The sequence below is a fragment of the Brotocaccenecus cirricatena genome (assembly GCF_020687045.1).
GTDB lineage: Bacteria > Bacillota > Clostridia > Oscillospirales > Oscillospiraceae > Vescimonas > Vescimonas cirricatena.
Genome location: NZ_JAJEPW010000035.1, coordinates 1 through 20746 on the forward strand (window position 1 = coordinate 1; position 20746 = coordinate 20746).

21 protein-coding genes and 1 pseudogene are annotated in these 20746 nt (G+C 52.7%); 5 read left to right on the forward strand and 17 right to left on the reverse strand.

Annotated elements, in window-relative coordinates; all coding sequences use genetic code 11:
- Positions 1 to 144 precede the first annotated feature (144 nt).
- Genes LKD37_RS11255 through LKD37_RS11265 form a run of 3 tightly spaced genes read right to left on the reverse strand, consistent with a single transcriptional unit; the run spans position 145 to position 3914 of the window.
- Entirely contained in the window at positions 145 to 1929 is a 1785-nt protein-coding gene (locus LKD37_RS11255; protein ID WP_302929307.1) for a 2-hydroxyacyl-CoA dehydratase family protein, read from the reverse strand.
- Positions 1929 to 3125: a 2-hydroxyacyl-CoA dehydratase family protein gene (locus LKD37_RS11260; RefSeq protein WP_302929308.1), complete on the reverse strand. Its 1197-nt coding sequence runs from the start codon at positions 3123 to 3125 to the stop codon at positions 1929 to 1931. Before LKD37_RS11260 ends, LKD37_RS11255 begins: the two co-directional genes overlap by 1 nt.
- A 24-nt stretch (positions 3126 to 3149) precedes the next feature.
- Positions 3150 to 3914: an ATP-binding protein gene (locus LKD37_RS11265; RefSeq protein ID WP_302929309.1), complete on the reverse strand. Its 765-nt coding sequence runs from the start codon at positions 3912 to 3914 to the stop codon at positions 3150 to 3152.
- 265 nt (positions 3915 to 4179) lie between these two features.
- On the opposite strand from LKD37_RS11265, the gene LKD37_RS11270 reads away from it, so the two are divergent.
- Entirely contained in the window at positions 4180 to 6456 is a 2277-nt protein-coding gene (locus LKD37_RS11270) for an oxidoreductase (RefSeq protein ID WP_302929310.1), read from the forward strand.
- A 55-nt stretch (positions 6457 to 6511) separates the two neighbouring features.
- Here the strand turns inward: LKD37_RS11270 and LKD37_RS11275 are convergent.
- The 10 genes and pseudogenes from LKD37_RS11275 to LKD37_RS11320 form a co-directional block, all read right to left on the reverse strand.
- A pseudogene (locus tag LKD37_RS11275) lies at positions 6512 to 6712 on the reverse strand (manganese catalase family protein); the annotation flags it as partial.
- Positions 6713 to 6732: 20 nt separating this feature from the next.
- The gene (locus tag LKD37_RS11280; RefSeq protein WP_349048647.1) at positions 6733 to 8298 is read right to left on the reverse strand and encodes a recombinase family protein; all 1566 of its coding nucleotides are present in this window, start codon (positions 8296 to 8298) and stop codon (positions 6733 to 6735) included.
- A gap of 672 nt (positions 8299 to 8970) precedes the next feature.
- Entirely contained in the window at positions 8971 to 9222 is a 252-nt protein-coding gene (locus LKD37_RS11285; protein ID WP_302929312.1) for a helix-turn-helix domain-containing protein, read from the reverse strand.
- Positions 9206 to 9643: an RNA polymerase sigma factor gene (locus LKD37_RS11290; protein ID WP_178872977.1), complete on the reverse strand. Its 438-nt coding sequence runs from the start codon at positions 9641 to 9643 to the stop codon at positions 9206 to 9208. The genes LKD37_RS11285 and LKD37_RS11290 overlap by 17 nt, the downstream gene beginning before the upstream one ends.
- 525 nt (positions 9644 to 10168) lie before the next feature.
- Positions 10169 to 10357 (reverse strand): cysteine-rich KTR domain-containing protein, encoded by a 189-nt coding sequence (locus tag LKD37_RS11295; RefSeq protein ID WP_178872974.1) that lies wholly within the window; start codon positions 10355 to 10357, stop codon positions 10169 to 10171.
- Positions 10358 to 10373: 16 nt separating this feature from the next.
- A complete protein-coding gene (locus LKD37_RS11300; protein ID WP_302929313.1) occupies positions 10374 to 11144 on the reverse strand; it encodes an ABC transporter permease subunit in 771 nt (256 codons plus the stop codon).
- Entirely contained in the window at positions 11141 to 12040 is a 900-nt protein-coding gene (locus LKD37_RS11305; protein WP_302929314.1) for an ABC transporter ATP-binding protein, read from the reverse strand. The genes LKD37_RS11300 and LKD37_RS11305 overlap by 4 nt, the downstream gene beginning before the upstream one ends.
- Positions 12040 to 12243 carry a PLDc N-terminal domain-containing protein gene (locus LKD37_RS11310; protein WP_178872969.1) on the reverse strand — a complete coding sequence of 68 codons (204 nt, stop codon included), beginning with the start codon at positions 12241 to 12243 and terminating at the stop codon, positions 12040 to 12042. The genes LKD37_RS11305 and LKD37_RS11310 overlap by 1 nt, the downstream gene beginning before the upstream one ends.
- Entirely contained in the window at positions 12236 to 12970 is a 735-nt protein-coding gene (locus LKD37_RS11315) for a MerR family transcriptional regulator (RefSeq protein ID WP_302929315.1), read from the reverse strand. The genes LKD37_RS11310 and LKD37_RS11315 overlap by 8 nt, the downstream gene beginning before the upstream one ends.
- A 146-nt stretch (positions 12971 to 13116) precedes the next feature.
- Positions 13117 to 13299, reverse strand: coding sequence for a helix-turn-helix domain-containing protein (locus tag LKD37_RS11320; RefSeq protein ID WP_302929316.1), 183 nt, complete (start codon positions 13297 to 13299; stop codon positions 13117 to 13119).
- Positions 13300 to 13469: 170 nt separating this feature from the next.
- On the opposite strand from LKD37_RS11320, the gene LKD37_RS11325 reads away from it, so the two are divergent.
- From LKD37_RS11325 to LKD37_RS11340, 4 genes are all read left to right on the forward strand, one after another.
- The gene (locus LKD37_RS11325) at positions 13470 to 13829 is read left to right on the forward strand and encodes a helix-turn-helix transcriptional regulator (RefSeq protein WP_302929317.1); all 360 of its coding nucleotides are present in this window, start codon (positions 13470 to 13472) and stop codon (positions 13827 to 13829) included.
- Positions 13830 to 14075: 246 nt separating this feature from the next.
- Positions 14076 to 14405, forward strand: coding sequence for a plasmid mobilization protein (locus LKD37_RS11330; protein WP_302929318.1), 330 nt, complete (start codon positions 14076 to 14078; stop codon positions 14403 to 14405).
- On the forward strand, positions 14366 to 15718 hold the full coding sequence (locus tag LKD37_RS11335) for a relaxase/mobilization nuclease domain-containing protein (protein ID WP_302929319.1): 1353 nt from the start codon (positions 14366 to 14368) through the stop codon (positions 15716 to 15718). The genes LKD37_RS11330 and LKD37_RS11335 overlap by 40 nt, the downstream gene beginning before the upstream one ends.
- 104 nt (positions 15719 to 15822) lie before the next feature.
- A complete protein-coding gene (locus LKD37_RS11340) occupies positions 15823 to 16188 on the forward strand; it encodes a DUF6050 family protein (protein ID WP_302929320.1) in 366 nt (121 codons plus the stop codon).
- A gap of 179 nt (positions 16189 to 16367) precedes the next feature.
- On the opposite strand, the gene LKD37_RS11345 is transcribed toward LKD37_RS11340, so the two are convergent.
- From LKD37_RS11345 to LKD37_RS11360, 4 genes are read right to left on the reverse strand one after another with little or no spacing between them, the layout of a single operon-like run.
- On the reverse strand, positions 16368 to 16733 hold the full coding sequence (locus LKD37_RS11345; RefSeq protein ID WP_302929321.1) for a cysteine-rich VLP domain-containing protein: 366 nt from the start codon (positions 16731 to 16733) through the stop codon (positions 16368 to 16370).
- Positions 16730 to 16936 carry a transposon-transfer assisting family protein gene (locus tag LKD37_RS11350; protein ID WP_349048648.1) on the reverse strand — a complete coding sequence of 69 codons (207 nt, stop codon included), beginning with the start codon at positions 16934 to 16936 and terminating at the stop codon, positions 16730 to 16732. Before LKD37_RS11350 ends, LKD37_RS11345 begins: the two co-directional genes overlap by 4 nt.
- Positions 16937 to 16938: 2 nt before the next feature.
- Positions 16939 to 17880 carry a hypothetical protein gene (locus LKD37_RS11355; RefSeq protein WP_302929322.1) on the reverse strand — a complete coding sequence of 314 codons (942 nt, stop codon included), beginning with the start codon at positions 17878 to 17880 and terminating at the stop codon, positions 16939 to 16941.
- Between the two features lie 4 nt (positions 17881 to 17884).
- Complete coding sequence (locus LKD37_RS11360; protein ID WP_302929323.1) at positions 17885 to 20644, reverse strand: YodL domain-containing protein; 2760 nt, start codon at positions 20642 to 20644, stop codon at positions 17885 to 17887.
- Positions 20645 to 20746: the final 102 nt, after the last annotated feature.

Here is a 20746-nt window from a genome sequence, read left to right on the forward strand (position 1 = left end):
TTGATCTTGCTGCGGATGGTGGTATCGGCGCAGATTTTGCCGGTTTCGTCCAGGATCACTGCCTTGGTGTAGGTGGAGCCTACGTCGCAGCCGCCGTAATATTTCATAGTCAATTACTCCTTATTTATGTAGTATGGTCCGAAATTACATACAAATTTCGTCATCAAAGTCCAGCAGGGTGGGGTCCACAGGCTCGGCCCGCATCACCGTGCGCATATACTCGTTGACCTTGTCGCGCATGGTCTTGCGGGAGACGGTGCGGGGATCCATCAGATCGTGCTCGATCCAGATCAGGTGATAGCCCCGCTCGCGGCCCTGTTCGTCCAGGATGCCCTGGACGGTGGCCATGTTCTTGCAGGCCACGTTCTGATACATGATGATGATGTTGGCGTTCCACGCCTCGCACTGACGCCACAGCTCGTCCACCACGTTCTGGTAGCCGCCGTTGGTGTGACGGCGCATGACCATGCGCTCGTACAGACGGGCCAGATCCAGCAGGGCCAGCTCGGGGTCCTCAGTCTCCAGGGGCTTGGTGAAGTTCAGACTTTCCATCTCCACCAGGATGTTGATGCCCCAGCAGTTAGCCAGCCAGTTGGAGAAGTTGGCATAGTAGTGGGCCGGGCAGGACCACACGATGCCGCGATAGCGCATCTTGCCCACCCACGCCTCGTCGCGGCGCTCGTAGGCCTGGAGCAGGAGCTTGTTGACCTTCTTGCAGGTCTTCATGACACGGGGATCAATACCGCCGTCCATCTCATAGTTCCACTTGCGGAACAGCTCGTAGCAGGGACCCAGCAGCTGAGGATAGGCGGTCTTGTTGACCTCCCACTTCTCCAGCTCGTACTTGGTCTCCTCGTTGAAGCGCTTCATGGCGGAGAAGTAGGCGTCCCAGCTCCACTGGGCGCCGGTCTTTTCCTCGATGAACTTGATGCAGGCCCGGATGTCCTCCGCGCCCATCTTCAGCGTGGCCTCGTCCTCATACCGGACGGGGAAGCACAGATGGAACACCGGCAGGTCGGGGAACCGGCGGGCCATATAGGACGAGGCCATGGTGGACCCGTCGCAGGGCATGGAGGAGGAGATGAAGCAGTTGCCCATATGAGGCAGAGCGTCGATGACCAGAGCGCCGCACTCGGAGGAGGGCACGGGGCAGGTATCGGCGGGCAGGCCGAAGGATTCCACCGCGTCAATATACGGCACGCAGGTCAGCTGGTCGATCTCGGACACCAGGAATACGGGCATCAGCTGATAGGGGATGCCCAGCAGATCCGGGAAGCCCGCCATGATCTGGCCCATGGTCATCTCGTCGAACAGGACCACCTTCTTGTTCAGCTCGGCGCTGTTGCCGTTCTTCTTGTCGCACTTGGCCAGGAACACCAGGTTCTCGGCCACATAGCGGAAGATATCGTAGATCAGCAGGTGGCTCATCTTCAAGGCGTTGCTCCGCTGGCCCATGGTGTTCTTGTCCATGAAGCTGACGCAGCACACATAGGAGATCATCCACCGGTAATAGAACGTCATGTTCAGGGCCGGGACCAGGTCCTTGGAGAAGGTGCCCAGCAGCATGCCCCACGTCCGCAGCCACTCCTTGAAGTCATAGGCGGTGTCGGCCACGCCGCGCCACTCGCGGCGCACGGTGACCATGTCGCCCTTGCGGTACAGGGTGCCCAGGTGCTTTTCACCGGTTTTCAGCAGGTCCAGCCGTTCGGCGGGGGTCATGGCGGCGATGGTCTTGGCCTCGCGGACCACCCGGCGGACATTGTCCTGGACGTTGGCCTTCTGCTTGGCGGCGAAGGCCTTCCAGTCGGTCTCCTTCAGCATATCCCAGATGATGCCGCCCACTTCCTGCAGGTTCCGGCCCTGTGCCTTCCAGTCCACGTTGTCCTTGGCCCGGAAGAACTTGGGGTTGGGGAATTTCATCTTTGCCATTACTTGGTCCCTCCGTTCTTTTGGATGCGCTTGATCTCCAGGGATTCCACAAAGGCCTGGACGCGGGTGCGCAGCTGGCCGGAATTGCCGTTGTTGTACAGGCGGTCGATGGACAGCACCGGCCAGTTGTACTCCTCGTGCATGATATAGCTGACCAGAGCCCGCTCAAAGCCCCAGTAGTCGCAGTATTTCATCTGCTCATAGATGATGCCGTCGGCCTTGAACTCCCGGGCCAGACGGTCGGCGGTGTCCCGGCGCTGCTGGACCTTCTCGTCGGCGATATACCGGGCGCACTCGGAGTGCTGCATCACGTGCAGGCACAGCTGGCGCAGGGGGTCCTCGTCGTCCTTCAGCTCGATGACCTCGCGGCCGGGGGTGGAGCCGAAGCAGTAGCGGTCGGACACCACCAGGGCGCCGCAGCCCTCGATGAGCTTGGTCAGCTGGGGATCGTCGATCTCGCTGCCCACGATGGCGACTCTGGCCCGGAAGGCGGGCTTCTCGTCGGGCTGGCGGGTCTTCAGCTCCTCCAGGGTCTCCCGCAGATAGGGGAGAATCAGGTCCTTGGGACAGGTATAGGTCACCAGGTTCAGCACATGGAACTCGTACCCGGTGATGACGGGGTTATCGGCCTTGCGCATTTCGCCGATCTCGCTGATGATGCGGCAGACCTCGTTATGCTGGGCCACGGCGGCGCGGATGGCGTCGTCGGAGGTGTCCACACCGTAGCGGTTTTTCAGCTCGTCCAGCACATGGATGCGCATCTGGGACACGTAGGAATCCAGGGTATAGTCGGTGATTTTATAGGGGATATCGCAGTGGCTCACGAAGAAATTGGGCTTGGAGTTCAGCTGGAGAATCTCAAAATGCTCCATGGCGCGGTTCATCATGGAACAGGCGTCCACACCGGCCAAAGCGTCCAGGAACTGGAAGCCGCCCTCCATGCCCCGCTCCACCAGGGCACGGGCGAACTCGCAGGTATAGTTGGACATGTAATAGGTGGCGATGTCCAAAGAGCCGGTCCGGGGCGCCCGCAGGCGCACGGAAAAGCAGTTGCCGACGTTGAGCAGCGCCTCGGGCACGTGGTAGCAGGTATAGCCGACGGCCAGCTTGCCGTCCGCCTGAGCCTGCTTGACCAGCTCATTGTCGGCGTTTTCCAGCAGATTTTCGAAGTAGATCAAATGCTTCAGATCTCTCAAGAATTACACCTCTCTCCTAAAAGTTTACAGGATCTGCAGTTTTGTCAGGGCTTCGCGGGCGCCTGCGATCACCGGAGCGTCGTCAGGCAGATCAAAAACACTCAGTCCCCGGATATCGTTGGCGGCGTGCTTGGCGTCGCTGCCGATATAGGCGAGAACATCAATGCCTTCAATATGAATATAGGGGATCATGGCCGGGTCCGTCACCCGGTTCACCACCGCGCCACAGCGGTCGTACATCACCAGGTCGTCGGCCACGCGCTTGATGGTCTGGATCACCTGGGTGCCCTTGCGGCTGGGGTCCGTCACCAGCACCAGATGGGTGACCTTCTCCATGACGCGGCGGTTGATCTGTTCAATGCCGGCCTCGCCGTCGATGACCACATAGTCGAAGTCACCGGCCAGAAGATTGATGATCTCCTTGAGGTAGGCGTTGACCTTGCAGTAGCACCCGGCGGTCTCCGGCCGGCCGATGGCCAGGAAGGAGAATTTCTGCTGCTCCACCATGGTGTCGAAGATGCGGTACCGGGCCTCGCTGAGCAGCTCGATGGCCTCCCGCGGCTCGCCGTCCTCCACCGAGGACACGATCTGCTTGCGGATATCATCCAGGGTCTGCCGTACCTCCACCCCCAGGGCGGTGGACAGACCCACGGCGGGGTCCGCGTCGATGGCTAAGATCCGGGCGTCCGGGTGCGTCTCGGTCAAAAGCCGCACGAAGGCAGCCGACAGCGACGTCTTGCCCACGCCGCCCTTACCGGCCACGGCCAGGATCTTGGGGTTTCTGTTCAACCGTGCTTCACGTCCTTTCTGGGCTGTGTGCATATACATGCACGCGGTTCTGTACAAAGTCAGTGGCCGTTAATCCACATAAATGCCATACTCTGTACATTATTTGTTTTTTACCACTATCATTTTACCATGAAATCAGGCAAGTTGCAACGAATTTATTCGAATTTTTGGTTTTTTTTGTTGATTCTGGCGGCGAGATGTGGTATGCTTGTCTCATCAATCGATACGCAAACTTTTACCATTTCAGGAAAGTGAGGGCATACCCTTGAAGAAAGACATTTTGGTACAGCAGCTGGTCAACAGCTTCGGCAACTGGGTGCGCACCGACTGCGAAAACCGCGCAGGCGGCACGGCACGCATGACCCGGGACCTCTATCCCTACACCTCTTTGTTCTCTCCCATCCAGATCAACAAGCTGACGGTGAAGAACCGGTTGGTCATGGCCCCCATGGGCAACTGTCAGATGGCCGAGGAGACCGGCCGTCCCAACGACAAGATGCTCCAGTATTTCTTTGCCCGGGCCGAGGGCGGCGTGGGCCTGCTGACCACGGGCCTGATCCCCATCAGCCACCACATTGACTCCTCCGTCACGGAGAAGGGCAACTACTCTTACTTCCCCCGTATCGACGGCACCCGCACCAACTTCATGGGCTGGCGCGACCTGGCCCAGGGCGTTCACGCCCGGGGCAGCCGCATCTTCATCCAGCTGACGCCGGGCCTGGGCCGTGTGGGCAATCCCCAGTGCCTGCTGACCAAGCTCCAGCTGCCGGTTTCCGCCTCCTGGAACCCCAACTTCTATCTGCCTGACGTGCCCTGCCGTCCCCTGACGGACCTGGAGTGCGACAAGATCATCCGCAATGCCGCCCAGGCGTCCATGGACGCCAAGGTCATGGGCATGGACGGCGTGTATCTGCACGGCCACGAGGGCTATCTGCTGGATCAGCTGACCTCCCCCGCCTTCAACCACCGCAAGATCGGCAAGTATGCCGACTGGCAGCGCTTCGGCGTGGACATGATCAAGGCCATCCGCAGGAAGGTGGGCCCCAATTATCCCATTATGTACCGCATCGACCTGTCCCTGGCCCTGAACGAGACCTACGGCGACCGCATGGATACCGTCAAGAGCCTGAAGGGCTTCAAGAACGGCCGCTCCATCGCCGATACCCTGAACTATATGGAGAACCTGGTGAAGGCCGGCGTCGATATGTTCGATGTGGACCTGGGCTGCTATGACAACTGGTGGCTGCCCCATCCCCCGGCCGGTATGCCCGCCGGTTGCTTCCTGGACGTGTCCAAGGTGGCCAAGGAATACTTCGCCGCCCGGTGCGTCAAGTCCAACGTGGGCGTGGAGGTCCCCATTGTGGCCGTGGGCAAGCTGGGCTATCCCGACCTGGCCGAGCAGGCCCTGCGGGACGGCAAGTGCGACATGATCATGCTGGGCCGCCCGGTGCTGGCCGATGCCGACTGGTGCAACAAGGCCTACGCCGGTAAGGTGGAGGACATCCGTCCCTGCATCGGCTGCCAGGAGGGCTGCGTCAACGAGTTCATCGAGGGCGGCCATCCCCAGTGCGCCGTGAATCCCCGCACCGGCTTCGAGGAGCTGCTGCCTGCCGTTCCCACCCCGGCCAAGGTGCGCAAGCGCATCGCCGTTATCGGCGCAGGCTGCGCGGGCCTGAACTTCGCCATCACCGCCGCACAGCGGGGCCATACCGTGGACGTATTTGAAAAGTCCGACCGTATGGGCGGCAAGATGCACGCCGCCGGTGCTCCTCTGAGCAAGTATGAGCTGCACAACTATATGGAATGGCTGTTCCGCCAGGTGGAGAAGCAGGACGGCGTCACCGTGCACCTGGACACCACCATGACCAACCAGCAGCTGAAGGAAGCCGGATACGACGCCGTGGTGTTTGCCAATGGCAGCAAGGAGGGTCTGCCTCCCATTCCCGGCCTGAAGGAGACCCGCCACATCGAGGCCACCTGGCTGCTGACCCATCCCCAGGAGCTGGCCGACACCGATCGCAAGATCGTGGTGGTGGGCGGCGGTGCCGTGGGCCTGGAGACCGCTTATTGGCTGGCCACCGAGCACCAGCGCAAGGTCACCTGCGTGGAGATGCTGGAGCACTTCGAGGAGGGCGCCTGCACCGCCAACCGCGGCCATCTGATCCACTATTTCGAGGCCGAGGGCGGCCAGCTCATCAACTGCGCCCGGGTCACCCGGTTCGAGAATGGCCATGTGGTCATCGCCCGCAACCGCGCCAAGGCCGTGCCGGATCCCTACTGCACCTGGGCTCCCATCATCCCCAAGAACGTGGAGAATCCCCTGGCCCCCAAGATGACCAACGAGGAGTATATCGAGCAGCTGGAGGCCGACCTGGTGGTCATGGCCATCGGCAACAAGGGCGACGACCAGCCCTTCCTGTCCGCTCAGCAGGAAATGGTTGCCGCCGAGGTCCACAACATCGGAGACAGCTACAACACCGAGAAGCCCGGCAATATGTGGCAGGCCACCAAGGCCGCTTATAACCTGGCCATCCGCATCTGACAGCTATCTGAAAATGCCCCTGCCTTCTGAAACGAAGGCAGGGGCATTTTTGCGCTTATTGATCGAAGGACGGGTTGACGAAGTAGAGATTTTTCTGGTCCATCTTCTCCTTGGCCAGGCGCAGGCCCTCGCCGAAGCGCTGGAAATGCACGATCTCCCGAGCCCGCAGGAACTTGATGACATCGTTGACGTCCGGGTCGTCGGACAGGCGCAGGATGTTGTCGTAGGTAACCCGGGCCTTCTGCTCTGCTGCAATCATATAAGAACAACTTGTGATTAAAAGTTCCAGTGAATTTCAATCGGAACGTTCCTTGTTCCCGGAATACGCTTGCCGACGGATATATAATCAATCAGCGTTTCCACGATCTCGCGGGTAAGGTGTTCCAAGTTGGTGTATTGTTCAATCAGTTCGCGGCGATTATCGCCCGCCGCAATTTTTTCTTCGATTTCGGCTAACTGCTTTTCTCCGTCAGCAATTACACGTTCCAAACGTTCACGCTCTGTGGTAAAATCTTTAGACATTTCTACATAATCGCTTTCAGAAATTAAGCCCTTGACCTTATCCATGTAAAGCTCCCGAATACCTTTTGAATACTCTGCAACCTTTTTTTCGTAGACTGCAATATCAGAGAGTAGACGGGCTTTCTGCTCCTGCAAGTTGTCGCAAAACTCAATGTTCTGTTCTAACTCGTCTTTGTCAAGATAATCGGTTGCTAAACGGTTAAGCTCATCTATTACAAGCCTTTCCAATTTGTCAACAGAGATAAAAGAGCCGATACAAGCGTCCTTTGCCACATGGCGGTTGGAGCATTGTAAATAATGTTTGCTTCCGCGCCCCGGTGCAGACTTTGATGAACGCATGGTGTAACCGCAGTTAGCGCACCGGGCTTTTCTTGCAAATAAACCGACTGTGCCAACGTCAAAGGGCTTTGCCCTCTGTTCGATTAACGCCTGTACTCTGTCCCATAACTCACGATCTATAATCGGCTCATGCGTACCCTCTACGACATACCACTCACTTTTGGGACGGGGCTTGTTCTGCTTCGTCTTATAGGAAACGCTGCCGTATTTTCCTTGCACCATATTACCGATATAGATTTCATTTATCAGCATATCAGAAATAGCAAAGTATTTCCAAAGGGTGCTGTTCTTTGTTTTCGGCTGCTGATACCGCAAGCCATGCAGACGCTTATATTCAGTTGGATTTGGTATGCCCCTGTCATTGAGCATACGGGCAATCGCAGTTTTTCCGTAACCCTGTGCGAATAGGGTAAATACTTCTCGGACAACGGCTGCGGCTTCTTCGTCGATTATCAAGTGTCCCTTTTGGTCGGGGTCTTTCTTGTACCCGTAAAGGGCAAATGCGCCGATATGAAAACCGTTCACTCGTCTGTTGGTTAAAACGCTGCGGATATTCTCGGACATATCCTCCAAATACCACTCATTGACAAGTCCGTTGATTTGACGTGACTTTTTGTTTCCTTTGTTGGCGGTATCGGCATTGTCAACAATGCTGATGAAACGAATACCCCAAATAGGGAATAACCCGTGTATGTACTTTTCAACTAATTCCAATTCACGGGTGAAGCGGGATTGTGTTTTACAGAGGATAATATCAAATTTGTGCGCTTCTGCGTCTTTGAGCAGACGGTTAAATTCCGGGCGTCGTCTATCTGAACCCGTGTAGTCGTCGTCGCTGTATATGTTGTAAAGTTCCCACCCCTGTTCCATAGCGTATTGCAGCAGCATAGTCTTTTGGTTCTGTATGCTGTTGCTGTCGTCGGTTTCAAATTGCTTGTTTCTATCTTCTTCGGATAAGCGGCAATAAATCGCAACTTTCATGTTCATATCTCCTCCAAGAGATAGAACAAGCTATTTCCACTATGATTATACCATAACGGAAACAGCTTGTCATGATTTCTTGCGAGAATTAACATTTTTGTTTCGTTCTAATCTATTGATAAGCTCAATCCACTTTTTTGTGAATTGGCTCTTTGAAGTAGTGTTCTCGCCGCTTTTGAAAACACTCTTGCATATCGTATCTGTTTTGGATTTATCGTTTTTCTCCATGATTAGCCCCCTTTCGGAAAACTGCTAATACACTATATGAAAAGCGGCAAGTCCACTATTACAACAAAAAATATAATGGTGCTTTAATCGGACGGTTGTTAGCACAACCTCACGGGAGTTTCACCCCTGCATGGTTCTCATGCAGCCCTACCCATTGCCTGCGACGCTTTTAACGCTCGGACTGTGGCTGTAAGGGAGTATCATTATGTATTCTGCGCGTCATTGCCCGCAAGCTGCCAGCTCGCTTTGCGGCGTCGGTGTTAGTCGCTCGTTCTCCGATGGGGAAGTCATGGCGCACCCGCCGTATGGCTCGGCGCAAAAGGAACGTATCCGATTTGCCCTATACTGCGTCGCCGTTATCTTGCGTCGCTTTCTTTGTCAAGGAGCAGGGTCAAGGTCAGATTGAACGCGCAAAGCGGAAAGGGGGACGCTTTGCATTTTGCGTTAATCTGCCTTGAAGTTAAGGACAGCCCGCATGAGCTTTGCTTGCAGCCGCTCCCGCAAGTCCTCATCTATGCCCCAATAGGTATTGCCGCTTTCGTCGCGGATTTTCTGCATAGACAGGTGGGCCATGTAGCTTTGGTAATGCTGCAAGACAAGTTTCATAGCGTCGGGGTCGCCCTTCGTCGCGGCTAAAATGACCGGGTAAGGTAATAAGCCGCGTTCATCGGAATTGTTGCTAATCGTTCCATTCATCGGCTCGTTCCTCCAAATATCGTTTCAGCAGTTCAAAAGAGCTTGTGCGCCGATACTGTACTGTGCTGCGGGGGATCTTCATCGCTTCCGCAATTTCAACGTCGGTCATGTTGAAAAAGTAGTACAGCAATACGGCTTGTCTTTTTTCGTCCGGCAGGGTGTGCAGAGCTTCGGCAAGCAGTTTTGCGGTAATCTTCAAGCCTCCTGCGCAAAAGGCTTCTTCGTTGCCGTCTTGAAAATACTTGTCAACGGTGTAAAGCTGCCTTTCTTCCTGCGGGGTCAGGTCTGAAAAGATCACTTCGCGGAGTTGCCTACGCTTTCGCTCTCGGCAAGCGTCAATCAGTTCGTTTCGTAAAGCGCGTTTGCAGTACGCATTAAACTCACATCTCGTTTGCCATTCCAGCCGATTAGGGTAATCCATGTTCTCACCCCCTTTCGTCCCGGGGGCGGGTTAGTATTTATCCCCTTTCGGCAACCCTCCACGGCGAAGCCGTGAATATGCCAACCGAAAAAGAAAACTTTTTCAAAAAAACTTTTGGAGAAGCAAAATGCGCCCGACTGCAAAAAGCAGACGGGCGCAAGGGACTTGCCAGCAGTATTTAGATGTATTGACAGTTCATGCTCATGGGCGAAATATCCCGACGGTGGGTAAAGGCTTTTTTTGAGCGTAGGCTATTTGGCGGGGTAGTACAAACAAAAATGAACATGACGATACCTCCTTGATACCGCCATATCCTTAAAAATGGGCGACTTTAATACACCCTCCGTATTTCCATTTTTCAAAAGGAAAAAGGCGGCTTTGATTGTTATTTCAAAACCGCCGCTTAAACTGTAACCTCAATTAGCTGACAGCAACGGTTTATAAGCTGTAATCTGTCAGCAATCGTATAGGCAGAATGTAGTTGTCAAAGAAAAGAGCCGATAACCGCAAACTAAAATCTGCGTGTTATCGGCTCTGCGTCTTTGCGTCTGGCTCTTTGATAACTGACATATTTAATTGTTTTACATTGATTAGCGTTTCCTGTTTACACTTTGGGCAAAATAGCGGGAAGTTTTCAAGCACCGTATCGCTTCGTATCTTAATCCGCGTTTTGCTGTTACAGATCGGACACAATATAAAATCTGTTTGTTTCATTGTTTTAATTTCAAAATTACAGTTGCTTTTTGTTAAATATAGGTATACTTACGGCAAAGCATATCAAACTTGCAACCACTGTAATTAAAATAGCTACGATGTATGTTTTTGCTACTGCAACACCGTAAATCAAAGGGTTTCCGTTGGCTAATAAGGTCGGCAAATATTTACTTATTTTAGGAAGCAAGCCGAGCAGATAAGACGCAAGGACAACGCTACCCGTTCCAACAAGCACACCTGTGTTTGAATTTGCAATCGTAGAGAATAAGATCATCAACGAAATTACACACACACCGAACAGCCACCAACATACCACAGAAAGGATAAGGTTTTGTGCTACCGAATTATCCCAGAAATATGCGTTATATCCGTATGTGATCCCAAAGCACAGCCAATAGCCAACCGTCCAAAGAACAGTAAGCACAACAGTTTTAGAAACAACGACCTTAAAGCGTTCAAGCCCTTTGGTTAAAGACAGAACCAACGTGCCCGATTGATATTCCTTGGTGAAGATGCTGCTTTGAAGCAAAACAAAGACAATCAATCCAAGTGGCATATTCTTAAAGAATTGCACCCATGAATCCATTGCGCTTACAGTTACAGGCGTTACAGTCATACCGCTTTCCGCAAGGGAATCTGCCAATATCTCAAGCAGCCAAGGTGTTATTTTTGCAACAGCCGGATTCATAACGCCGAGCAGAACAAACAGTATGCCGAGAATCATCAATCTGCCCGAGCGAAACTGTTCCATTGTTTCTTTTTTTATAAAGGCAAGCAAGGATTTCATTTCTCAACCACCTCCATAAACAAAGACTCCAACGTTGGCTCTGCTCGTTCCAATTTCAAAAGTGCGATATGCTTATCCGCTATAAAGCGCAGTATATCAAATACGGTGTAATCGCCTTCGCAAAAAACAAGTTGATTTCTGCCGATTTGTTGCATATTAGGAAAAGTTTGCTGAAGAATGAGCATATCTGTATCATTTCCCGTTTCCAACTGATATTCTTCACTGCGGTATCTCGTTTTAATGTCGGAAAGTTTTCCTTGAACACCTACCACGCCGTTATTAAGAAAGGCCACGTCGGTACAAATGCGCTCTACGTCTGAAAGGATATGCGTGGAAAACAACACCGTCGTCTGTTCTCTGATAGCCAAAAGAATATCCAATATTTCTTTTCTTCCCACGGGATCAAGCGCAGAAGTGGGTTCATCACAGATCAACAGCTTTGGTCTATTTAAGAGAGCCTGTGCAATACCCAAACGCTGTTTCATACCTCTTGAAAAACCTTTTATGTGGTGCGTTTTATTCCCAAGTCCAACTAACTCCAATAGTTCCTTACAACGCTCTTCATTCTCCGTTCGCTTCATTCCTGTAATTTCGCCGCAAAAGTGAAGATATTCTGCCGCCGTCATAAACGGATAAAACTCCGGTACGTCGGGCAGATAACCTATATAACGATTAGTTGTTGTTTGTCCGTAAACCACTTTTTCACCGTTTACTATAATCTCACCTGTATCCGCTTTTAAGAGGCCGAGTACCATTTTCATCGTCGTTGTTTTGCCTGCGCCGTTTTTACCTATAAATCCGAATATGCTATGCTCTGGTACAGATAAATTCAGCCCATTCAAAACCTTTTTATCACTAAAACGCTTATACAGATTGGAGATGTATAACATATCCATTACGCATCCTCCTTTCCGAACAGAAAGTAAAGGATCGGCCCAACAAAGTTCATCAGTACAATGGTGATGATAAGCCACAAAGTACGATTTCCACGCTTATAGGTGTTATGGGTCAAAATGTGATGCAATGTATAACCCAACAGCGCAAATTCCGCAATTACAAGCGGAATCAAAAACGGAAGAAATTCCATAACCTTATCCATTTTTCTTTTCCTCCTTTCCGTAAGTTTCTACACAGAAGCCGTGATATCCACAACAAGTACAGGTCAGCTTTCGGAGTGTCGGTGTATGTCTTGCCCAAAATGCTTCCTTAAAATTTGGTTTGAATACTTCATGGCACCGTGGACAGATATACGCAACTCGCTTGAAGTAAAAGTTGGATACCCAGATTCCATACGGAATCGCTAATAAAGCCCAAACAATGATAGGCCACCATATTCCTGTAGCTATCCACATAATAATTGATGTCCACTGAATTATGCCGATAGGAATACCCGAAATTAACAAAATGGCATGAAGCTGATTCATTTTCTTTTTGTTTTCCAGCGCATATGCTATATCACCGATAGATTCAACAGAGAAATTCTCCATACTCTTTAGCTCTCGTCTGATGCCGTCGATCATTTCCAGCTTCGCTTTGCGCTCACTGACTTCTTCTTGCAGAAGCTGCTCTTGCTGTTCTAGTAAAACAGAAATAACACTGCCCGGATTATCTTCAGAAAGTAGTTCACCAATGCTGTTAATTGAGATTCCTGCATCACGAAGAAAGCAAATGATCTTCATTCGCTTCAAATCCTGTTCAGAGTATAGCCGACGTCCACCCTCTGACAATTCGCTGGGAATGAGAATATTTCTGGAATCATAATACTGTACCGTTCGGACAGATACGCCACAGAGCTTTGCAATTTCTCCTGTTGTGTACTTTGACATAGCTTCACCTCCTTACACTGCCTATTTTACATCATTACGCAGCGTCATAAGCAATACCTCACGCAAGGGGATTTTTCAAATATTCTCGATTTTTCGTTGAGTTTTAACTATAAATCCTATTTTGGTTTCTTTATGATGTAGCATTTTTAGGTCGATTTGCGATTTTCTTTTCGCCGTCCGTCAACGGGCTTTTCTGTGTCTTTGGGAATAAGCCACATATAGCCGATTTTTGAAACGCCGGGTATGCGGTTTTCCTCGCATAGCTTCTGTACGCGCCGCTCTGATATGCTCCATTTCTTCGCCGCTTCGGGGCAAGACATATATTCCATGTTTCATACACCCTTTCACATAATTCTACAAGTATAATTATATACGGACAGCCGAATAAAAATCAAGGGACTATCTGTGAATTATATGCTTTATTTCGGTCAAGTCTATGATATGTGTACTCATATCGAAATCGAAAGGTGAACAGTAAAATGTAGTAGGGTGAAATGAGATGAAAAGAGAAGTCGCAAGATTTGATTTTAAGGCTTTCGGTCAAGCCATAAAAGCAGCAAGAAAGGCAAAGGGCATATCACGCAATCAGTTAGCGGATAAGATGAACATCGCTCCCCGCTATATCGCGTCCATTGAGAATAGCGGACAGCACCCAAGCCTGCAAATCTTTTATGAGCTTGTTACGCTTTTAGATGTTTCAGTAGACCAATTCTTTTTCCCAAACAAGGAAACAGATAAGTCCACACAACGGCGGCAGCTTGAAACATTGCTTGACAGAATGGACAACAAGGATTTGACGGTTATCACCGCCACAGCAAAAGCAATACAGGAAGTCAAAAATGAAACTGCGGGGGAATAAAATCCCCCGTTTTTTCGTGCATACAACCATTGGGAACGCCGCAAATTGCGGTGTTTTTTCTTTTCTGCGTTAGGTTTTGGCATTTCCTCGTTTTTAGCGTGGAAGAAAGCAAACAGAAGAATAGCAAGCATAGGAAGCGGGTACCCACTTCCGTATTTTCGACCTCCCGCGCTGCGGCGCATCGGTCGAAAATTGCTTGCTGGGAAGTGTCCCAAACCCTCAAACAGCAGAAAGGAGCGTGAATACATGGACGGACGGAAAAGGACGGTGCAGCTAAAGTTTCGCGTGACGGAAGCCGAGCGCGATTTGATCCTTGAAAAAATGAAGCTGATACCAACACGGAACATGGCGGCGTATCTGCGGAAAATCGCAATCGACGGATATATCATTCAGATAGACCATAGCGACATAAAGGCAATGACCGCCGAGATACAGAAGATCGGGGTCAACGTCAATCAGATCGCGCGGCGCGTGAACAGTACGGGCAGCGTCTATCAAGAGGACATAGACGAGATAAAGGGGGTGCTGAATGAGATATGGCGGTTACAAAGATTAAACCTATTAAAAGCACGTTGAGCAAAGCCCTCGCCTATATCCAAAATCCCGCCAAGACAGAACAAAAACTGCTTGTGTCCTCGTTCGGCTGCTCCTATGAAACGGCAGATATTGAGTTTGCATATACCCTGTCGCAAGCGTTGGAGAAAGGCAACAATTTAGCCCACCACCTCATGCAATCCTTTGAGCCGGGGGAAGTCAGCTATGAAAAGGCGCATGAAATCGGGCGGCAGCTTGCCGATGCGGTAACAAGGGGGCAACACGAATATGTGTTGACTACCCACATAGACAAGGGGCATATCCATAACCATGTGATTTTTTGTGCGGTCAATTTCATCGACCACCGCAAGTACAATTCCAACAAGCGGAGCTATTACGGCATACGCAACATCAGTGACAGGCTGTGCCGGGAAAACGGCTTGTCCGTCGTTGTCCCCGGCAGGGGCAGCAAGGGAAAGAGCTATGCGGAGTACCAAGCGGAAAAGACGGGTACAAGCTGGAAAGGCAAGCTGAAAATTGCCGTTGACGCGCTTATCCAGCAAGCGTCAGACTTTGCCGATTTTCTGCGACTGCTGCAAGCTGCGGGCTATGAGATAAAGCCCGGTAAATACATATCTTGCCGCGCACCGGGGCAGGAACGCTTTACCCGTCTGAAAACGCTCGGCGCGGATTATACAGAGGAAGCCATAACGGAGCGCATCAAGGGCAGGCGCACCCGCGCCGCCAAAGCCCCGAAGCAGGAGCGCGGCGGTATCTCCCTTGTTATCGACATTCAGAACAGCATCAAGGCACAGGAAAGCCGGGGCTATGAGCATTGGGCGAAAATCCACAATCTCAAACAGGCGGCAAGGACGCTGAACTTCCTCACGGAAAACAGGATTGACAGCTATGCAGAGCTTTCCGCAAAAATCGCGGAAGTGAACGCGGCAAGTGAACAGGCGGCAGGCGCATTAAAGGGCGTCGAACGGCGGCTTGCGGATATGGCGGTCTTAATCAAGAATGTTACGACGTATCAAAAGACAAAGCCCGTGTATGACGCATACCGCAGAGCAAAGGATAAGGCGGCATACCGCGCCGCCCATGAGAGCAGTATCATATTGTTTGAAGCCGCCGTAAAAGCGGTCAAGCCCGCGTTGGTCGGCGGCAAGCTCCCCAATGTCGCCGCGCTGCAAGCGGAATATGCAAAGCTCCAAGAACAGAAAGAAACGCTGTGCGCCGACTATGGCAGGCTGAAAAAGCAGGTCAAGGAGTACGACGTTATCAAGCGGAACATCGACAGTATTTTGCGGCGCGAAAGTGAGCCGGAGCGGGGTAAGGAAAATGTGCGCGGATAAATGCGGATTGTGTGGAAATCCCCGAAAAAGCATGGTATGATGAAACTATCCCAATGTAGGACTGCTGAACGCTATCCATATTTTTACGAAACAGAGGTGAGGTTATGACGCGAGGTGAGATTTGGAAAGACTTTTTTAAGAAAACGGTTTTGACCGTTCTGATTGCCGGGGTGCTGTTTTATTGGGCTGCACTGGTATTCACAAAGGACGGGGTAACGAACTACTTTTATGTGTGGCTGTGCTGCGGCATCCCCTTTGGCATACGCCGTATGTTCGTGTGGCTTATCCCACGCGGCTTTGACCTTTCCGGCACGGTGGGCGTCGTTGCTCTCAACTTCATTGTGGGCGGCTTGATCGGCGGCGTCATTCTGATATGGCGGCTTGCGGTCGCGGCATGGTATATCCCTCTGACGATATATCGGCTTCTAAACGTTGGCAGGGTCGGCGTAGCAAAAATCGACGAGAAATAAGCAAAAAAAGAGAGCGGGGCGCGGCAGCCGATGATGGCCACCGCGCCCCGTCTGTTCGTGGGTGCTGCTTTAAGTGTCTGTTACGCAGTAGAACACTGTTTTTGCGGGTTTAGGTATAATTCCCCTGTCATGTTCAAATCGCGCCTGAAAAGCGGCAGGGCATAAGGGCTTTTTCGCATCTACTGCGTAACGCGGGCGCGTCGTTTCCGCATCCGCTCGGCGGCTTGCCTGCGGGTGATCCGCTTGCGGCAGTCCGGGCAGTATTTGACGCTGTTTGAGGTGGACGCAAACGCCGCGCCGCACTCGGCGCACCGCCGCCTGTCCTCGGCTTGGTAAATCTCTGCGTAAAGCAGCTTGTCGGCGGGAAGTACGGCGTTTTGAAACCATCTGCAAAGTAGCGAATAGGAAATGAGCTGCGGACAAACGCACTCGTCCCCATCGTCCAGCAAAATGCAGTTCCCGCCCATACAGTTGCAGCAGGTTTTCTTGATAAGGGCATTCGCTTTGCGGCTCTGCTGCGGCGTCAGCCGTTTCAGCCCTCTCATACTTCGTCGGCGGCAGATACGGCGAGAGCGGCAAAGTCGGCGTCGCTCATGGTGCGGAGCTTTGCAAGAGTACGCAAGGCAAGCTCGCGCATTTCGCCGTCCATATAGGGCAGCGCACCCGTCATTTCCCCGATAAGCTCCCTGCGCGTATCGGCGATGTAGATGCTGATAAGATTTGTTTCCTCAACGGTAAATCGGTTCATGCTCATACCTCCATTTCGTGATGTTTTGTTTTCGCTGCCCGCTTCGGGGCGGCTTTCTTCTTGTCGGCGGCAAGCTGCGCCCGGATAGAGGGGCGGGGCTTGCGAATATCCCGGTCGCGGTTTTCGTTCTTGTCGATCAGCGCATAAATACCATGCCTGCCCTCGATTTTGGAAAAGGTCAGCGTCTTGTAGGGAAGCAGCGAAAAAAGGCGGTCAATGTCCCGGCTCGACGCAAGCATCATAAACGCCGGGGCAAGTTCTGTCATGTAGTGGGTTTTGTTCGGGCTGTTGGGGCTGTACTGACGTTTCATTTCGGCAACAATGCGCCGCGCTTCGGCTTCAATCAGCCCGTCGCGCAGGGCGGCGATATGCGCCTTGAAGTCCCCCGGCGAAAGCTGCTCACGGCTGCGCCGTTCCTCTTGCAGAATGTCGCGCAAGGCTTCGGGGGCGTTTGGCTGCACCTCAAAGCGGAGAAACGCGCCATACTGCGGATCGGGTGAACCGCCAAGGTATCTATTTGTCGGCTGGCTGCGCTCGCCGCGCTCATAGAAAAGCGTTACGGTGTCTGCGGGAAGCGCCTGCTCCCGAACGTGTCGGAAATGGGCGGCATAGTCCAGCTCATAGAGGTTTCCCCGGATTTTGCCGCGCTCCCTGCCTGTCAGCTCCACGGCGTAGGCAAGGATGCGGTCGCGTGTCTGCTCCCCGTGGAACTTCCATGTGTTGTATGGGCGGGTGTCTTTCAAGAAAACGTCGCGCTCCCGGAAGCAATGCGTCCCGGACGGGCGGGAAAGCCACAAAAGCGTCCTGTCCTCACGGTCGGGGCTTGCAGCAGCTTTGTGAATGATCCCCTTGTCAATCTCAAAATCGCTTTGGTAAAAGCCGGTGTTCTGTTTCATCACCGCATCAAGGCAAGCCAGTATATCCACGTTTTCAAACTTCTGCATACGATCAGATCCTTTCCAAATCCTGCGTCTTGCTTCTTTGCGCCTTTCTTTGGGCGGTCTGCTCCTTTGCCGCCCGAAGCTGCGCCCGGATCGAGGGCTTTTCCTCTTTGCCGCGCTCCTTATCGGCATGGATGGCGTCCGCAAGGTCGATCAGGGAAATCGGCTCACCCGCCTTTGCTTTCTGCTCCAATTCTCCGACGGTGGGCGTCTGCGGCGTGTTGTTGATGATACCGTCAAAATTGTTGTCGTTCTGCTCTACAATATCCTCAACATGCTTTAGATAATTCTGCGGCTGCAAAAACTCCGGCGTCTGTCGAAAGCCGATGCTGTCAACATAATGCGCCGTGTCCTGCCCGTTCTGATGCAGCACCACCACATCGGAAACGGAAAGGCTGTGTCCCTTAAAGTCTTTCGGGTGGTCGATATTAAAGCGGGTAAAAATAGCTTCAAGGCTCGTACCCGGTGCAAGGGGCGCGGAATAGATCAGGTCATAGTTCGCCGGATCAACCGCGTGTCCCGTTGCGGTCAGACGGTCGTAAGGCTCAAAGCGCAAATCCCGCGTTTCGTCGCTGCGTTTGAGCTGATAAATGGAAAAGGTGTCTTTGTCCGGCTCGGCTTCCTGCGTCGGCTGCTCCTGCTCGGCGGTCTGTTCCTTTTGGATTTGGGCGATATGTCCGTCAATGCTGTTGATGATGTCTGCGGCGGCAGAGCGGATCGTTTCAAGGGAGCTTTTCAGCTCCGCAAGCTCCCGCCCGCTGCTCCACCCGGCAACATAGCCGAAAGAGTAGTCCGACGTATCAAGCCCGTAATGCTGGCAAACGGTGTAGGCGACGCTTTCCGCTTCCACCTCGCGGGTTCGGCGGTCTACGCGGGGCTGCTGCTCGTCTTTGGGAGCGTTCAGGTCAATATCGTGCAGCTTTGCGTGGGCGATTTCGTGAATGGCGGTTTTGAGCGTTTGCAGCTCGCTCATGCCCTCGTCAAGCGCAATGCGCTTATCCTCCAAGTGATAATAGCCGTGTGCGCCGCCCTCGATTTTCTCAAAGCCGATGGGGACGGGAGAGGTCTTTTCAAGGGCTGCGAAAAAATCACTATACTGCTCCACATCTCCCGTCAGCGCGTCCACGGCAATATCCGGCAATTCCTTCCCCTCGGTTTGGGACACGTCAAAGACGGACACCACCTTGTAGGCGGGTATGGTGATCTCCTTTTCCTCGGTGACGGGCTTTCCGTCCCTGCCGATCACGGGCTTTTGGGTCTGCGGGTCGATTTTCTCCGTTTCCTGTTTGATTTTGAACGGCGACGGGGCGATAATCTTAATGCCTTTTTCGCCTTTTTTGACGTTGCGCTGAAACTGGTTTTTCCAAGCGGTAAAGCCCGCGATCAGGGAAGCGTCGGGCTTCTGCATGGCGATCAAGAGGGTGTTGTTGAAGCTGTAATTATGAAACTTTGACATGACGCGCAGATACTCCTTGTAGCGTTCGCTGTCGAACAGCTCCGTAATGCCTTGCTCCAAACGGTCGGTAATCTCCTTGAGCTTTTCAGCGGGCTTTTCTGCGGTAAGGTTGATAGGGATAACGGGCTGCGGCTGCGGCGGCTCGACAGTAAGGGGCGCTGCCTGCATCGCGGCGGCATCCATTTCCACCTTTTCCGGGTCAGGGCGCGTCGGCTGCGCTGCCTGCTGGGGCGCGGTGTGCTGCGGCGGCTCGCCCTCAATGACATAACCCGGAAGCAGCAGCCCATTCACCTTGAACGGCTCCGCGTATTCTTTCGGAACGGGCGGCGCGGGCTCGGTAAACAGGCGGTCGTATGCCTTGATGCGTCCGGCAAGGTATTTTTCCATTGCCGCCTTGTCTGAAAAGGTCTTGCGCTCCTGTCCGGCGATTTTTACGTTTTGCTCATGGTTCGGTCCGTTGGTGCGGACACTCCATGTCAGGCTCCATGAATACGGCACGGATTTTTGCGCCTGCCTGTCATAGCGGGTATTTTCATAAACGTGGTAGCGCATCTGATAGACTGCGTTGCTGCGGAGCTGCCATTCATAATCTGTTTTCTCCCATTTGTTGGATGTATGCTTGACGGGCGGCGTCTGCACATACTCGATGGCTTTTTCAAGAAAGCGGGTGTTGCCTGCCTGCTGCTCCCATGCGGCTGCCTCCGTTTTCAGCCTGTCAAATACAGCCTGCTCCGCCGCCGCGCTCTCCTGCCGCAGCCGTGTCAGCTCCGCAAGAGAAAGCCCGGTCAGCGCGGAAATATCCGCTTTCTCACTTTCAAAATAGATGCTTCGCTCAATTACCAGCTTTTTTGCTACTTCCAGCCTGTCAAAATCATAGCTGGAATAGTTCTTTTCCTGTTCGCTCACGGTTTTGCTCCTTTCTTTTGTTGGTGTGATGATGTCTTTTAGCGGCTGCTCCCACTTGCGCCCAAAGCCGCGCACGACGGTATCTCCCGCCGCGCCGTTTTCGCTGAACATTTGCAGGGTGGAAAACGCATTGTCAAAGGCGGTGATATTGTCTGTACCAATATTCGGGGCGAAGTGGATAACACCGTCCGGGTAGTCCCTGCCTGTGCCGATCCAGCCCCGGATAAAGCTGTCGAAAGGGGCTTTCGCCCCGCTGTCAAAGTGTTCCTCGGCATGGCTTTTGTATAGCTGACCGCTCCTATACTGTCTGCCTAAAATCAGCTCCCCCGTCTGCGGGGAGAACATAAAGCGGCGGTTGTCGATTTCCCGCATATCAAAGGACATACTGCGGGTATCAAGAAGCATCAGGGCGGCGGTCAGCTCTGCTTTCGGCTTGTTCTGCGTGGCTTACGCCTCCTTTCATCGTTACAGAGGGTTTGGGACACTTCCCAACAAGCAAGATCCCCA

What these genes read in the sequence shown, in the direction of transcription:
- LKD37_RS11255 (WP_302929307.1), bottom strand. Translation starts at nt 1,929, where the DNA reads ATGGCAAAGATGAAATTCCCCAACCCCAAGTTCTTCCGGGCCAAGGAC.
- LKD37_RS11280 (WP_349048647.1), bottom strand. Translation starts at nt 8,298, where the DNA reads ATGAAAGTTGCGATTTATTGCCGCTTATCCGAAGAAGATAGAAACAAG.
- LKD37_RS11285 (WP_302929312.1), bottom strand. Translation starts at nt 9,222, where the DNA reads ATGAATGGAACGATTAGCAACAATTCCGATGAACGCGGCTTATTACCT.
- LKD37_RS11290 (WP_178872977.1), bottom strand. Translation starts at nt 9,643, where the DNA reads ATGGATTACCCTAATCGGCTGGAATGGCAAACGAGATGTGAGTTTAAT.
- LKD37_RS11295 (WP_178872974.1), bottom strand. Translation starts at nt 10,357, where the DNA reads ATGAAACAAACAGATTTTATATTGTGTCCGATCTGTAACAGCAAAACG.
- LKD37_RS11300 (WP_302929313.1), bottom strand. Translation starts at nt 11,144, where the DNA reads ATGAAATCCTTGCTTGCCTTTATAAAAAAAGAAACAATGGAACAGTTT.
- LKD37_RS11305 (WP_302929314.1), bottom strand. Translation starts at nt 12,040, where the DNA reads ATGGATATGTTATACATCTCCAATCTGTATAAGCGTTTTAGTGATAAA.
- LKD37_RS11310 (WP_178872969.1), bottom strand. Translation starts at nt 12,243, where the DNA reads ATGGATAAGGTTATGGAATTTCTTCCGTTTTTGATTCCGCTTGTAATT.
- LKD37_RS11315 (WP_302929315.1), bottom strand. Translation starts at nt 12,970, where the DNA reads ATGTCAAAGTACACAACAGGAGAAATTGCAAAGCTCTGTGGCGTATCT.
- LKD37_RS11320 (WP_302929316.1), bottom strand. Translation starts at nt 13,299, where the DNA reads ATGGAATATATGTCTTGCCCCGAAGCGGCGAAGAAATGGAGCATATCA.
- LKD37_RS11325 (WP_302929317.1), top strand. Translation starts at nt 13,470, where the DNA reads ATGAAAAGAGAAGTCGCAAGATTTGATTTTAAGGCTTTCGGTCAAGCC.
- LKD37_RS11330 (WP_302929318.1), top strand. Translation starts at nt 14,076, where the DNA reads ATGGACGGACGGAAAAGGACGGTGCAGCTAAAGTTTCGCGTGACGGAA.
- LKD37_RS11335 (WP_302929319.1), top strand. Translation starts at nt 14,366, where the DNA reads ATGGCGGTTACAAAGATTAAACCTATTAAAAGCACGTTGAGCAAAGCC.
- LKD37_RS11340 (WP_302929320.1), top strand. Translation starts at nt 15,823, where the DNA reads ATGACGCGAGGTGAGATTTGGAAAGACTTTTTTAAGAAAACGGTTTTG.
- LKD37_RS11345 (WP_302929321.1), bottom strand. Translation starts at nt 16,733, where the DNA reads ATGAGAGGGCTGAAACGGCTGACGCCGCAGCAGAGCCGCAAAGCGAAT.
- LKD37_RS11350 (WP_349048648.1), bottom strand. Translation starts at nt 16,936, where the DNA reads ATGAACCGATTTACCGTTGAGGAAACAAATCTTATCAGCATCTACATC.
- LKD37_RS11355 (WP_302929322.1), bottom strand. Translation starts at nt 17,880, where the DNA reads ATGCAGAAGTTTGAAAACGTGGATATACTGGCTTGCCTTGATGCGGTG.
- LKD37_RS11360 (WP_302929323.1), bottom strand. Translation starts at nt 20,644, where the DNA reads ATGCTTCTTGATACCCGCAGTATGTCCTTTGATATGCGGGAAATCGAC.